Annotated in this window: 13 protein-coding genes; 9 read left to right on the forward strand and 4 right to left on the reverse strand. The window is 71.7% G+C overall.

The window, feature by feature from the left end:
- Nucleotides 1-52: 52 nt before the first annotated feature.
- Nucleotides 53-787: a phosphate signaling complex protein PhoU gene (gene phoU, locus ACTWQF_RS26540; RefSeq protein WP_443248124.1), complete on the reverse strand. Its 735-nt coding sequence runs from the start codon at nucleotides 785-787 to the stop codon at nucleotides 53-55.
- Nucleotides 788-1010: 223 nt separating this feature from the next.
- Here phoU and ACTWQF_RS26545 point away from each other — a divergent pair, with 223 nt between their 5' ends.
- Both ACTWQF_RS26545 and ACTWQF_RS26550 read left to right on the forward strand, forming a co-directional pair.
- On the forward strand, nucleotides 1011-2303 hold the full coding sequence (locus ACTWQF_RS26545) for a sensor histidine kinase (RefSeq protein WP_443282216.1): 1293 nt from the start codon (nucleotides 1011-1013) through the stop codon (nucleotides 2301-2303).
- The gene (locus ACTWQF_RS26550; protein ID WP_326689525.1) at nucleotides 2300-2980 is read left to right on the forward strand and encodes a response regulator transcription factor; all 681 of its coding nucleotides are present in this window, start codon (nucleotides 2300-2302) and stop codon (nucleotides 2978-2980) included. The genes ACTWQF_RS26545 and ACTWQF_RS26550 overlap by 4 nt, the downstream gene beginning before the upstream one ends.
- A 182-nt stretch (nucleotides 2981-3162) precedes the next feature.
- On the opposite strand, the gene ACTWQF_RS26555 is transcribed toward ACTWQF_RS26550, so the two are convergent.
- Nucleotides 3163-3867, reverse strand: coding sequence for a DUF461 domain-containing protein (locus ACTWQF_RS26555; RefSeq protein WP_443282217.1), 705 nt, complete (start codon nucleotides 3865-3867; stop codon nucleotides 3163-3165).
- A 579-nt stretch (nucleotides 3868-4446) separates the two neighbouring features.
- On the opposite strand from ACTWQF_RS26555, the gene ACTWQF_RS26560 reads away from it, so the two are divergent.
- From ACTWQF_RS26560 to ACTWQF_RS26590, 7 genes are all read left to right on the forward strand, one after another.
- The gene (locus ACTWQF_RS26560) at nucleotides 4447-4929 is read left to right on the forward strand and encodes a CarD family transcriptional regulator (protein ID WP_016472332.1); all 483 of its coding nucleotides are present in this window, start codon (nucleotides 4447-4449) and stop codon (nucleotides 4927-4929) included.
- Nucleotides 4930-5266: 337 nt separating this feature from the next.
- Nucleotides 5267-6046 (forward strand): 2-C-methyl-D-erythritol 4-phosphate cytidylyltransferase, encoded by a 780-nt coding sequence (ispD, locus tag ACTWQF_RS26565; RefSeq protein ID WP_443282218.1) that lies wholly within the window; start codon nucleotides 5267-5269, stop codon nucleotides 6044-6046.
- Nucleotides 6036-6554: a 2-C-methyl-D-erythritol 2,4-cyclodiphosphate synthase gene (gene ispF, locus ACTWQF_RS26570; RefSeq protein WP_443282219.1), complete on the forward strand. Its 519-nt coding sequence runs from the start codon at nucleotides 6036-6038 to the stop codon at nucleotides 6552-6554. The genes ispD and ispF overlap by 11 nt, the downstream gene beginning before the upstream one ends.
- A 78-nt stretch (nucleotides 6555-6632) precedes the next feature.
- The gene (locus ACTWQF_RS26575) at nucleotides 6633-7040 is read left to right on the forward strand and encodes a PPOX class F420-dependent oxidoreductase (protein ID WP_443282220.1); all 408 of its coding nucleotides are present in this window, start codon (nucleotides 6633-6635) and stop codon (nucleotides 7038-7040) included.
- Between the two features lie 79 nt (nucleotides 7041-7119).
- On the forward strand, nucleotides 7120-8520 hold the full coding sequence (cysS, locus tag ACTWQF_RS26580; RefSeq protein WP_443282221.1) for a cysteine--tRNA ligase: 1401 nt from the start codon (nucleotides 7120-7122) through the stop codon (nucleotides 8518-8520).
- A gap of 97 nt (nucleotides 8521-8617) precedes the next feature.
- Entirely contained in the window at nucleotides 8618-9532 is a 915-nt protein-coding gene (gene rlmB / locus ACTWQF_RS26585; protein ID WP_443282222.1) for a 23S rRNA (guanosine(2251)-2'-O)-methyltransferase RlmB, read from the forward strand.
- A 110-nt stretch (nucleotides 9533-9642) separates the two neighbouring features.
- Complete coding sequence (locus ACTWQF_RS26590; protein ID WP_443282223.1) at nucleotides 9643-11709, forward strand: DoxX family protein; 2067 nt, start codon at nucleotides 9643-9645, stop codon at nucleotides 11707-11709.
- Nucleotides 11710-11897: 188 nt separating this feature from the next.
- Here ACTWQF_RS26590 and ACTWQF_RS26595 read toward each other — a convergent pair whose 3' ends face one another.
- On the reverse strand, nucleotides 11898-12617 hold the full coding sequence (locus ACTWQF_RS26595) for a nucleotidyltransferase family protein (RefSeq protein ID WP_443248133.1): 720 nt from the start codon (nucleotides 12615-12617) through the stop codon (nucleotides 11898-11900).
- A 105-nt stretch (nucleotides 12618-12722) separates the two neighbouring features.
- A complete protein-coding gene (locus ACTWQF_RS26600) occupies nucleotides 12723-13184 on the reverse strand; it encodes a hypothetical protein (protein WP_443282224.1) in 462 nt (153 codons plus the stop codon).
- Nucleotides 13185-13428: the final 244 nt, after the last annotated feature.

Below are 13428 nucleotides of genomic sequence, written 5' to 3' on the forward strand. Positions count from 1 at the left end.
TACGGCCCTTCGGCCACAGCCCCGGTCATGGTCCCCGGCCTCAGCCCTGGCCTCAGCCCTCGGCGGAGGCGCCCTCCGAGCCGGACGCAGCCTCGCCCCCGGAGGGATTCGCACCGGTCGCGGCGGCCAGCGCGGGGTCGATCTCGTCCGCGTAGTCGCCGGTCACCAGGTAGACGACCCGGCGGGCCACCGACACCGCGTGGTCGGCGAACCGCTCGTAGTAGCGGCCCAGCAGCGTGACGTCCACGGCGGTCTCGATGCCGTGGTGCCAGCGGTCGTCCATCAGGTGCTGGAAGAGGGTGCGGTGCAGCAGGTCCATGGCGTCGTCGTCCTGCTCCAGCTGCATCGCCAGGTCGACGTCCTTGGTGATGATGACCTCGGCCGCCTTCGCCATCAGCCGCTGTGCCAGCTGCCCCATCTCCAGCAGCGTCGCCTGGAGGTCCTGGGGGACGGCCGACTCGGGGAAGCGCAGCCGGGCGACCTTCGCCACGTGCTGCGCCAAGTCGCCCGAGCGCTCCAGGTCGGCGCTCATCCTCAGCGAGGTGACGACGATCCGCAGATCGGTGGCGACCGGCTGTTGCCGGGCCAGCAGCTGTATCGCCCGGGTCTCCAGATCGCGCTGGAGGTCGTCGACCTTCTCGTCGGCGGCGATGACGCTTTCGGCGAGCTTCAGGTCCGCGTCCAGCATCGCCGTGGTGGCGCGCCCGATCGCGGAGCCGACGAGCCTTGCCATCTCGACCAGGCTGTCCCCGATCGAGTCCAGCTCCTCGTGGTACGCGTCCCGCATGGCTGTCCTTCCCTCGCACGAATGTTCTCGTGGGGCGCTCGCCCCGGCCGTTCTCCTGGGGCCGCTCGGGCCCCTACGTTCTCAACGATGCGCCCGAAATGCGACCGGTTCGGCCCCCCACGGTGAACCGAAGGCGCCCTGAGGGTAAACACTGGGCGACAGCTCTTTCGGTCGCCCCCTCCAGGACTGGGGCACTGTCGTAAGAGGCGCATAACCTGGCTGTATGGACGTTAATGCGGCGGTCGCCGCGGCAGCTGCGATCGCCGGTGTGTGTACCGGCGTGATCGCGATGCTGGCGTTCCGGTGGAGCGAGCGGGAGCAGGCCCGCCCCACCCGCACCTCCCTGCACACCGAGCCGGGGCTGCCCCCGGGCGTCGACACCGTTCTGTCGGTGCTCCGCTCCTCAGCCGTGGTGCTGGATGAGAGCGATGCCGTCGTCAAGGCCAGCTCCGCCGCCTACGCGCTGGGTCTGGTACGCGGCGGCAAGCTCGCCGTGGAGCCTATGCTCCAGATGGCCAGGGACACCAGGCGCGACGGCGAGATACGCCAGGTCGAGTTGGACCTGCCCCGGCGCGGCACGGGACGGGGTGATGCCCTCGCGGTCTCCGCGCGGGTGGCTCCGCTCGGCTCCCGGCTGGTGCTCCTGCTGGTGGAGGACCTGACGGAGGCCCGCAGGATCGAGGCGGTGCGGCGCGACTTCGTCGCCAACGTCAGCCATGAACTCAAGACCCCCGTCGGCGCCCTCTCCCTCCTCTCGGAGGCGGTGCTGGACGCCTCCGACGATCCGGAGGCGGTGGAGCGCTTCGCCGGGCGGATGCAGAACGAGGCCACCCGGCTCACCAACCTCGTCCAGGAACTGATCGACCTCTCCCGGGTGCAGAACGACGACCCGCTGGAGGACTCGGAGTCGGTCCGGGTGGACGAACTGGTCACCGAGGCCATAGAACGCAGTCGGCAGAGCGCCGACAGCAAGCAGATCACCCTCCTCGCGGGGGGCACCGAGGGGCTGCACGTATGGGGCAACCGCGGCCAGCTCGCCGCGGCCCTCGGCAACCTCGTGGAGAACGCCGTCAACTACTCACCCGCACGCACTCGCGTCAAGATCGCGGGACGCCTTGCCCAGGCCCCTGGCGGAGACCTGATAGAGATCTCCGTCACCGACCAGGGCATCGGTATCTCCGATCGCGACAAGGAGCGCATCTTCGAGCGGTTCTACCGCGTCGATCCGGCCAGGTCCCGGGCTACCGGTGGCACCGGGCTCGGCTTGTCCATCGTCAAACATGTGGCCGCCTCGCACGGCGGGGAAGTCACCGTATGGAGCGCCGAGGGACAGGGCTCCACCTTCACCCTGCGGCTGCCCGAGGCGGGCAGCGCGCGGGAGCAGGCCGAGGCGGACCGGCTCGGCCGGAACCGCCTGTCCGGCGCACTGCAGGAACCGGCCGCCTTCGACGAGGAGGAGCGGCCGTATGTCGACCAGGCTGACGAACAACTTTCCGCCCCGGAGGTCCTCCCGTGACCCGAGTGCTTGTCGTCGAGGACGAGGAATCGTTCAGCGACGCACTGTCGTACATGCTCCGTAAGGAAGGCTTCGAGGTCGCCGTCGCGGCCACGGGTCCCGACGGGCTCGACGAATTCGAACGCAACGGCGCCGATCTGGTGCTGCTCGACCTGATGCTGCCGGGGCTGCCCGGCACGGAGGTGTGCCGCCAGCTGCGCGGCCGCTCCAACGTCCCGGTGATCATGGTGACGGCCAAGGACAGCGAGATCGACAAGGTCGTCGGCCTGGAAATAGGCGCCGACGACTACGTGACCAAGCCGTTCTCCTCCCGCGAGCTGGTCGCCCGCGTCCGCGCGGTGCTGCGCCGCCGCGGCGAGCCGGAGGAGGTCGTGCCCGCGGCCCTGGAGGCAGGACCGGTCCGGATGGACGTGGACCGGCACGTGGTCACCGTAGGCGGTGGCAAGGTCGATCTGCCGCTCAAGGAGTTCGACCTGCTGGAGATGCTGCTGCGCAACGCGGGCCGGGTGCTGACCCGGATGCAGCTGATCGACCGGGTCTGGGGCGCGGACTATGTGGGCGACACCAAGACGCTCGACGTCCACGTCAAGAGACTCCGCGCCAAGATCGAGCCCGACCCCGGCGCGCCCCGCTACCTGGTGACGGTCCGCGGCCTCGGCTACAAGTTCGAGCCGTAAACCGGCAAAACCGCGCCCCTTCGGGGCGCGCCCCGCAGGGGCGCGGGGCTCTGACATGTGCGGCTCCGCCGCGCGGGCGCGACCAGCCACAACGCGCCTGCACTCGGCGCTGCACACCAGCCCATACGGCGGGAGGCCGCACCCAAGCCCTGGTGCGGCCTCCCGCCGTATGTGTTACGGGCTCAGTGCCCGGCGTGCTCCCCCTGCTGCTCCTCGGCGCCCGCCGTGGCCGAGGAGGACGGGCTCGCGGAGCGCTCACCAGGCTTGGCGGAGCCGCCAGGCTTCGCGGACCCGCTCGGCTCGGCGGAGCCACTCGGCTTGCCCGACCCGGAGGGTGACGCCGAGCCGGAGGGGCCCTGCTCCGGAGTCCGGGGGGACGGCGAGGAGCTCGGGCCGACCGTCTCGTACGCGTCCTCCGCGGGCACCACCGTCGCCCGCAGCTTGACCGGGCCGGTGCGGCTGAGGTCGAAGGTGAGCGGCTGCGCGTTGCCGTCCTTGACGCCCGCCTTCTCCGCGTCGGTGAGCAGCGCGGACGCCTTGCCCTTGCCGCCCAGCGCCAGCGAGCCGCCGGCCGGCACGACGAGCCTCTTCTTGCCCTTGGCGGGGCTCAGTTCGGCACGGGCGCCCTTGATGTAGATGCCCTTGAGGGTCTGGTCCTTCTCACCGTCGTTGAAGATCCGCGCCGTGACGGTCGCCTCGCCCGACCCCTTGGTGTCGGTGACGAGGTTGGCGTTCTGGATCTTGATGACCCCGACGTGCGTCGCCGCGTTGTCGGGCTTGACCTCCAGCGTCTGCGCGTCGTTCCCCGCGCCGCAGGCGGTCAGCGAAACGGCGGCGAGCGCGAGGGTGGTGGCGGCGAGGGTGCCGCGACGAAGGCTGCTGCTCACGGCGGCGGCAACTCCTAGGCGAGCTATGGCGGCGGGCACGCTCCTCAAGCGCGTGCCGGTCGCGTACGGATGGGCTTTCGCGTGCGGGCTCAGGTTACCGACAGCCTGTGGACGCCCCGCACCCGACCCTCCGGCCCGGGCTTCCGGCGGCGTGCTGCACCCTGCGCGGTACGCCGCGCCGTACGCCGTCGAATAGCGACGGCCGATGTGCGGGTGACCTCCGTACGGGCGATTCCACGGGAATGCGAGAGGTTGATGAAGAATTGATCAACAGGCTCTTACACGGCCATTGATCAATTCTTGGGAAAGCCGGAAGGCGCAGCGAAGATGCCGCTCCCTACAGTCGGACAAATCGGTCACCGCGGACGTGTCGCGAGCGTCTTCCGGGAGCTGGCCGGGCCCGTTTCTGCGGGCGCGCAGAACCGCTCTCACCTGCGAATACCCGCTTGCATTGACCGGTCGATGCACGATAGAGGGTCGCTTGTCAAGCCCCGAGATATGCCCTGACCTGCGAAAACGCCATTCAGAAGACGTCGTTCCCGTGTTACCCTGGATAGCCACGGAAGGGGTACCTGACACATGACGTTCAAGGTTGGCGACACCGTGGTCTATCCCCATCACGGGGCCGCGCTGATCGAGGCTATCGAAACTCGCCAGATCAAAGGCGTGGACAAGACCTACTTGGTTCTGAAGGTCGCGCAGGGCGATTTGACCGTTCGCGTACCGGCGGACAATGCGGAGTTCGTAGGCGTGCGCGACGTCGTTGGTTCGGACGGGCTGGACAGGGTCTTCGAGGTGCTCCGCGCGCCGTATGCCGAGGAGCCGACCAACTGGTCCCGCCGCTACAAGGCAAACCTCGAAAAGCTTGCGTCCGGCGACGTGATCAAGGTCGCCGAGGTGGTGCGTGACCTGTGGCGCCGTGAGCGTGAGCGCGGTCTGTCCGCCGGTGAGAAGCGGATGCTGGCCAAGGCCCGTCAGATCCTGGTGAGCGAGCTGGCTCTGGCGGAGAACACGAACGAGGACAAGGCCGAGGCGCTGCTCGACGAGGTTCTCGCTTCCTGACACTCGATATGCCCCACGATGCCGCGGTGCCCGGATGACATCAGTCGTCACCGGGCGCTGCGGCATGTTGTGACACATTCGGTGTGGGCATGCTGCCCGGTGTGGGCATGCTGCCCGGTGTGGGCATGCTGCAACACGGTCAAGCATGGTGCCCGCATATACAACTGCGCATCGCTGGCCGAGGAGCCGGCGTGCCGGGCCCGGGCAGCCGGCTCGACCGATGTTCACGGAAGGGCTCGGTCGAGCGGTCGCGCCCGGCACTCCCCAACCCGTGGCCGGGGGTACCCCCAGGCCATACCCACCCCGGCTGAGGACACAAACCCTGAACGCGCTACCGATGTCAATCGATTCCACAGACTTTGCCCCTTCCGGGGACCCCCGGCCCTCCGCTGACGCCGGTCCTCGCACCGCTGTCGTCATCCCGGCCGCCGGCAAGGGCGTACGGCTCGGCCCGGGGGCGCCCAAGGCGCTGCGCGAGCTGGGCGGTACACCGATGCTCGTCCACGCCGTACGGGCGACCGCGCGGGCGCGCGCCGTCGAGCTGGTCGTCGTGGTCGCACCGCCCGACGGCGCACCCGCCGTCCGCACCCTGCTGGACGGGCACGGGCTGCCCGAGGTCGCCGTCGTACCCGGCGGCGACACCCGCCAGGACTCCGTACGCCTGGGGCTGGCGGCGCTGCCCGACACCGTCGAGACCGTGCTGGTGCACGACGCGGCCCGGCCGCTCGTCCCGGACGAGACGGTGGACGCCGTCGCGCGGGCCGTCCACGAAGGCGCGCCCGCCGTGGTGCCCGCGCTGCCCGTCACGGACACCGTCAAGCAGGTGGAGCCCCGTACGGGCGGCGAGCCCGAGCCGGTCACCGGCACCCCGGACCGGGGCCGGCTGCGCGCCGTGCAGACCCCGCAGGGCTTCGCCCGCAAGGTGCTCGCCGAGGCGCACTCCCGGCTGGTGGCGGAGGGCGACGGCGCCACGGATGACGCGGGGATGGTCGAGCGGCTCGGCTTCGAGGTGGTCGTCGTCCCCGGACACGAGGAGGCGTTCAAGGTGACCCGCCCCCTCGACCTCGTGCTCGCGGAGGCCGTGCTGGCCAGGAGGAGGAGGCACGATGCGTACTGAGGACGCCGCCCGGCCGGCCGCGCCCGGAGCCGCCCTGCCCCTGGTCGGCATCGGCACGGATGTGCACGCGTTCGAGGAAGGGCGCGAGCTGTGGTGCGGCGGGCTGCTGTGGGAGGGCGAGCGGTACGGACTGGCCGGGCACTCCGACGGCGACGTGGCGGCGCACGCGGCATGCGATGCGCTGTTCTCCGCCGCCGGACTCGGCGACCTCGGCGCCCACTTCGGTACGGACCGCCCCGAGTGGTCCGGCGCCTCCGGCGTCACGCTGCTCACGGAGGCGGCGCGCATCGTGCGCGCGGCGGGGTACGAGATCGGCAATGTGGCCGTGCAGGTCATCGGCGTCCGACCCAAGATCGGCAAACGGCGTGCGGAGGCCATGAAGGCGCTGTCCGATGCTGTGGGTGCCCCCGTCTCGCTCTCCGGCACCACCACCGACGGGCTCGGCCTGACCGGTCGTGGCGAGGGCCTGGCAGCCGTCGCCACCGCGCTGGTTCTGCGACGCGCGTAAGGCTCCGCGACTGACGGTGCGTGAGATACGGTCCCAAGAGGCAAGACCTCCGCAGCGAGAGAAAGAGGAGCCGTTTCCGTGGCCCAGCAGGTGCTCTCCGACCAACTCAAGAAGGTCCTCGACAGCAAGGTCTTCATCGCCGTCGCCACCATCCAGCCCGACGGCAGCCCGCAGGTGTCGCCGGTGTGGGTGAAGCGCGACGGCGAGGACCTGCTGATCTCCACCACCGTCGACCGCCGCAAGACGAAGAACCTCAAGCGCGACCCCCGCGTGACGATCTTGGTGCAGCCCGCCGAGGAGCCGTACACCTACGCCGAGCTGCGCGGCACCGCGACCCTCACCACCGAGGGCGGCCAGGAGCTCATCGACGAGCTGGCGCACAAGTATGCCGGGAAGAGCTACGCCGAGTTCAACCCCGCCTCGGGCCAGGACGCCGAACGCGTCGTCGTACGCGTCACCGTCAACAAGGTTGTCGGCTGGCTCTGAGCGGTCCCGGCCCCGGGCCCTGCCGCCTCTCTTCCGGGAGGCGCACAGCGGGGCCCGCCGGGCTACTACCCTTGGCCCCGTGACCCTTCGCCTGTACGACACCAGCGCCCGGCAGATCCGCGATTTCAGCCCGCTCGAACCCGGCTGTGTCTCGATCTACCTGTGCGGTGCCACCGTGCAGGCGCCCCCGCACATCGGGCACATCCGCTCCGGGCTGAACTTCGACATCATGCGCCGCTGGTTCAGCTACCGCGGCTACGAGGTGACATTCGTCCGCAACGTCACCGACATCGACGACAAGATCATCGCCAAGTCCGCCGAGCAGGGCCGCCCCTGGTGGGCGATCGGCTACGAGAACGAGCGTGCCTTCAACTCCGCGTACGACGCGCTCGGTTGCCTGCCCCCCACCAACGAACCGCGTGCCACCGGCCACATCCCCGAGATGGTCGAGATGATGCGGGTGCTGATCGACAGCGGCCACGCCTACGCCGCCGACGGCAACGTCTACTTCGACGTCCGCTCCTTCGGCGACTACCTCTCCCTCTCCAACCAGGAGCTCGACAACCTCCTCCAGCCCGCGGGCGAGGGCGAGACCGGCAAGCGGGACCCCCGCGACTTCGCCATGTGGAAGGCCGCCAAGCCCGGCGAGCCCTACTGGGAGACCCCCTTCGGCCCCGGCCGCCCCGGCTGGCACCTGGAGTGCTCCGCGATGGCGCACAAGTATCTCGGCCGCGCCTTCGACATCCACGGCGGCGGTGTCGACCTGGTCTTCCCGCACCACGAGAACGAGATCGCCCAGTCCCGCGCCTTCGGTGACGACTTCGCCCGCTACTGGGCGCACAACGCCTGGGTCACCATGAGCGGCGAGAAGATGAGCAAGTCGCTGGGCAACTCGGTGCTCGTCAGCGAGATGGTCAAGCAGTGGCGCCCCCTCGTGCTGCGCTACTACCTGGGCGGCCCGCACTACCGCTCCACCATCGAGTACAGCACCGAGTCGCTGCGCGAGGCGGAGTCCGCGTTCGGCCGGATCGAGGGCTTCCTCCAGCGCGGCACCGAGCTCGCGGGCCAGGTGGCGCCCGCGGAGCGCGTGCCGGACACGTTCGCCGAGGCCATGGACGACGACTTCGCGGTGCCGCAGGCGCTGGCCGTCGTCCATACGACGGTGCGGCAGGGGAACGCCGCGCTGGGCGAGGGCGACAAGGCCGCTGTCGCGACCGCGATCGCCGACGTCCGCGCCATGCTCGGCGTCCTGGGGATGGATCCGCTGGACGCCACCTGGTCCGGTGGCGCCTCCGGCAGCGGCGCCGAGCTGCACTCCGTGGTGGACTCGCTGGTCGGGCTGGTGCTGGAGCAGCGGCAGGCAGCCCGGGCACGCAAGGACTACGCGACGGCGGACGCCATCCGCGACGAGCTCAAGCGCGCCGGCCTGACGATCGAGGACACCCCCTCCGGCCCCCGCTGGGAGCTCAGCGGGGAGTGAGGGTCTCTTCGGTACCGGTACCGTTGTAAAGCCGTACGTACATCCGAGCGCGCGTACTCGACGCGCAAGCCGCTAAGAGCAAGGTAGGTGCCCCAGCATGCCCGGGAAGAAGAAGGGGCCGCAGATCGGCAGCGGCGGCAACCGCCGCCGTGGCCTGGAGGGCAAGGGCCCCACCCCGCCCGCCGAGATGCGCAAGGGCCACGCCAAGCAGCGCGCCGCGCAGGCCAGGGCGCGCCGCACGCAGAGCCGCCAGCAGCGTGGCGGCAAGGGCACCTCGGAGCTGGTCGTGGGCCGTAACTCCGTCGTGGAGGCCCTCCGCGAGGGCGTGCCGGCCAACGCGCTCTATGTGCAGCAGTTCATCGACAACGACGAGCGGGTCCGCGAGGCCGTCCGCTTCGCGGGCGAACGCGGCGGCATCCGGCTGGTCGAGGCCCCCAGGCCCGAGCTGGACCGGATGACCAACGGCCTCAACCACCAGGGCCTCGTCCTCCAGGTCCCGCCGTACGAGTACGCGCACCCCGAGGAACTGGCGGCTGCCGCGTTCGACCGCGGTGAGGACCCGCTGATCGTGGCGCTGGACGGGGTGACCGACCCCCGGAACTTGGGCGCCGTCGTCCGCTCCGTCTCCGCGTTCGGCGGGCACGGTGTGGTCGTACCGGAGCGGCGTGCGGCCGGGATGTCGGCCGGCGCGTGGAAGACGTCCGCAGGTACGGCGGCGCGCACGCCGGTCGCGCGCGCCACCAACCTCACCCGTGCGCTGGAGGGCTACCAGAAGGCGGGCCTGATGGTGGTCGGGCTCGCGGCGGACGGCGAGGTGGAGCTCGGCGATACCGCCGCGCTCGACGGTCCGCTCGTGGTGGTCGTCGGCAGCGAGGGCAAGGGCCTGTCGCGGCTGGTCGGCGAGACGTGCGACCTGAGGGTACGCATCCCGATGCCGGGCGGCGCCGAGTCGCTGAACGCCGGCGTCGCGGCCGGTGTCGTGCTGTACGAGGCGGCGCGGCGGCGCGGCTGAGGCGGGTCCGCGCTGCGGCCCGGACCCGCGAGCGGTCGATGATCTATTGACGGGCCTCGGACAGATCGGGCCGGTCAAGGCAGTGTCCTAACCGTCCGTCACTCGGTTAGATGAGTGTGGACACCAGAACACCCCGCGCACCCGGCGCTTCGGGCCGCGGCTCCGGGCACAGCCCAGGGGGAAGCCCACGCGGTTTCTTCGACGACGAACCGGTGCTGAGCACGGTCAAGGTCCCGTCCGACCCCGCTGAGGTGGTCGTCAATCACGCGAGTTTCCGAGTGCGGCTCGGCGCGGCGTCCGCCACGTCGGCCATGCCGGCCGCACCGTCCGTCGCCTCGCCCTCCGTAAGCGCGCGCGGCGCCCTGTCGCCTGCGGCCACCACCGCTGCCGTGGCCGCCGGAACGTCCGCGTCGGCAACGTCCGCGTCGGCAGGGCGCGAGGCGGCGGCGTTCGAGGACACCGAGCCCATTCCCGTCGTCACCGGCGGCACTGCTTCGGCCGGGGCCCGCCGTCCCGGCTCCGGCCATGCCGGGCGCCGCGCACCCGTGGTGTGGAGCGGCGGCCCCGAGCCGGACGACACGGGCGCCACGAAACTGATCCAGGCCGCCCGCACGGCCGGTCTCGTCGGCTACGAGGGCCCCGCCACCGGCGAGTCCGACCCCTCCGCCACCCAGACCCTGCCCCGCGTCAAGGGTCCCGGCGGGCCCGGCCGTTCCGGGAGCGGGGCCACCGGGAGCGGCCCCGCCACCGTGGTCGGCCCGCCCCGTGGTCCGCAGCCGTCCGAGAGCGGGCGGCCGGTGCCGCACCAGCCCGAGCCCCTGCAGCCCGAACCACTGTTGAAGGGCGTACGCCCGGCGCGCGGCGCCTTCGACGAGGACACCGGCGAACTCGTAGCCGCCCAGCAGGACACCGGAGAACTGGCGCCGGTCGGCTACCAGGGCCACCGCTACCGGGGCGACGGAGGCTCCGACGGCTACGGCCCTCACGTCCGCTACGCCCGTTTCGAGGAGCACGAAGGCTACGGCTCGGAGGGCTACGAGAGCGACGACGGTTCGGCGGACGCCGAGGATCGGCGCCGCCGCGACGCCGTACGGCACGCGTACTACCCGGGCCGCCGGATGAACCTGGGCGTCGTCCTGCTCCCGCTGCGGCTCTTCCTCGGCTTCATCACCGTCTACGCCGGAATGGGCAAGCTGTGCGACCCCGTCTACTTCGACGGCGGCGAGCGCGGCTCCATGGTCACCTGGCTGCGCTCCCTGGACCCGTGGACGGTCGCCTCCCCGCTGCGGGACTTCGCCCTCGCCCATCCGGTCGGCGCCGGACTCACGGTGGCCTTCCTCCAGGTGATCGTCGGCGTGCTGACCATGTTCGGGCTGTGGCAGCGCGTCGCCGCGGGCGTCGGCGCGCTGCTGTCGGCGGCGCTGCTGATGACCGTCAGCTGGAGCAGCGTCCCCGCCTACGAGGCGCCGGACATCATCTACCTCGCCGCCTGGAGCCCGCTGATCATCGCGGGCGCTCCTGTCTACTCCGTCGACGGGCGGCTGGCGAGCGAGGCATGGCGGAAGCTCGGGCCTCGCGTCGAACTGCGCGATCTGCGGCGCCGGGTGCTGCGCAGGGGCACCGTCATCGCCACGGTCGTCGTCGGTCTCGCCCTGCTCGTCGGCTCGCTGCTGGGCAGCGCCGTCCGCTCCTCGCAGCCGGCCACGGCCCCCGAGCGCGGCAAGACGCCCACCAACCGGCTGCCGGGCTCCCCGATGCCCCAGGGGCCGGGCGGCTCGGGCGCCGGCCAGGCGACCCAGGGCCCGGCCGGTCTCGACGGGCGGCGCGGCGATCTGGACCGGCGCCGCAAGGACGGCCGCCCCTCCGCGCACGAGACCAGGCCGGGCGAGCGCCGGGCCAGCAGCGGCCCCGAGTCCACCCCCAGCCAGGGCCGGACGCAGGGCGCGAACGAGGGCGGCCCGCAGGGCGCCACGCCGGGTCAGCAGGGCACCACAGCACCGCCGGCCCAGCAGCAGTCAGGACAGCAGCCGCAGGCCACCACCGGCTCGGGCTCCCGCACCGGTATGTCCCGCGAGTCCTCCTCCACGAGTGACGACTCGTCGTCCGGCTCCGGCGGCGGAGCGTCCTCGTCCGGTGGTGGCGGACGCGGCGCGCTGGGTGGGCTGTTTGGCCACTGAGCTGTTGGGCCACTGAGCCGCGCGGGCGCGCCTTGCGGGGCGCGCCCGGGTTGTTGCGCGTACGGCCATACGGAAGGGCCTTCGGCGCTCCCCGGGGAGGGAAGCCGAAGGCCCTTCCGCGTGCGCGAGTGGCCGTATGCCGCATGGCCATTTGGCCTTACAGCCGTACGGCCGTACGTGTGCGGGACTCAGCGCGGGTTGCCGTCCGCGAGTTCCTTGGCGGCCTCGCGCAGGTCCTTGGCGGTGTCGATGGCCCGCCAGTAGGAGCCCTGGGGGAGCGGGAAGCCCGCGAGGGCGCGCTCGCGCGCGAGGCGGGGGAAAGTGGTGCGCTCATGGTCCCCGCGCTCGGGCAGCAGCCCGGTGAAGCGGGGCGAGAAGACGTAGACGCCCGCGTTGATCAGATACGGGGAGGGCGGCGCCTCGATGAAGTCGAGTACGTGGCCGAACCGGTCGGTCTCCACGGCGCCCCAGGGGATGCGGGGGCGGGCGAGCGCGAGCGTGGCGGTCGCGTCGCGCTCGGCGTGGAAGGCGGCCATCTCGCGCAACGAGAAGCGGGTCCAGATGTCGCCGTTCGTCGCGTACCACGGCTCGTCGGGACGCGGGAGGGAGCGCGCCGCGAACTTCAGTCCGCCGCCGCGCCCCAGCGGCTCGCGCTCGATCACCGTAGTGACGCGGCAGGGGAGTTCGGCCTTGGCGAGCCACTCCTCGAGCACCTCGGCGAGGTGTCCGCAGGAGACGACGACGTCGGTGACGCCCTCCGCCGCGAGCCAGGCCAACTGATGGCCGATGATCGGGACGCCCGTACCGGGGATCTCCACCATCGGCTTGGGACGGTCGTCGGTGTACGGCCGCAGCCGTGATCCCTGTCCACCGGCAAGGATCACGGCCTGGGTCGGGTGCTGGGTCATGTGCCGCAGCCTATGCGCGCGGGGCAGGCGCCGGGCGCCGCACCCACAGCTCGGGCCGGCCCGAATCGGGCTGGCCCGGTTCCGGCTGTCTCCGCGCGGGCTGCCTCAGCTCAGCTGCGCGACGCCGGAGGCGAAGGACGTGTCGCAGACGGGCCGCGCGAAGCGCTGGGCGCGCTGGGCACCGTACTTGTGGACGGCGGCCTTGCCGAGCGCCCGCGCGATCGTGGCGCAGTGGCGGGCCAGGGACGGCTTGCGGGTGATCGCGCGCTGAAGACCGCTCAGCGCCGCCCCAGGGTGCTGCTCCTGGAGTTCGGCGATGAGCCGGTCACGGAGTACGTCCTGCGGGGCGCGACGCGTCGTCGGCCCGGCCGGCGTCGAGGCGGTGCGCGCCGACGCCTTGTGCGCGGAGTCCGGCGCCGAGTCCTCTGCCGAGGAGGCGAGGACCGGCGAGTCCGCGGGCGCTGGCGCCCATGGGACATGGGTGACGGCGAGGGTCCCGGACAGGACGAGCATGACCGGGAGTACGAGGGCGAGGGATCGGCCGATACGGCGGGCTGCGTGGTTCACGACCGCGATGGTAGCGAGCGGTAGTGATTTGGCGACATTTTGTCACCACATCGAGCGACGGGAAAAGTGGGTTGTTCGAGCGGTACCGGATGGGGGGGAGCCGGGAGGCGGGGGAAACGGGCGGCCGGGCAGCAGGGCGGCCGAGCGGTGGGGCGGAAACGGGCGGCGGGGCGGAAATGGGCGGCGGGGCAGTGGGGCGGTGGGGCGGAAACGGTGAAGGGCCGTGACGGGGATGCCGTCACGG

Source organism: Streptomyces sp. 8N114 (genome assembly GCF_052245835.1).
Classification (GTDB): domain Bacteria; phylum Actinomycetota; class Actinomycetes; order Streptomycetales; family Streptomycetaceae; genus Streptomyces.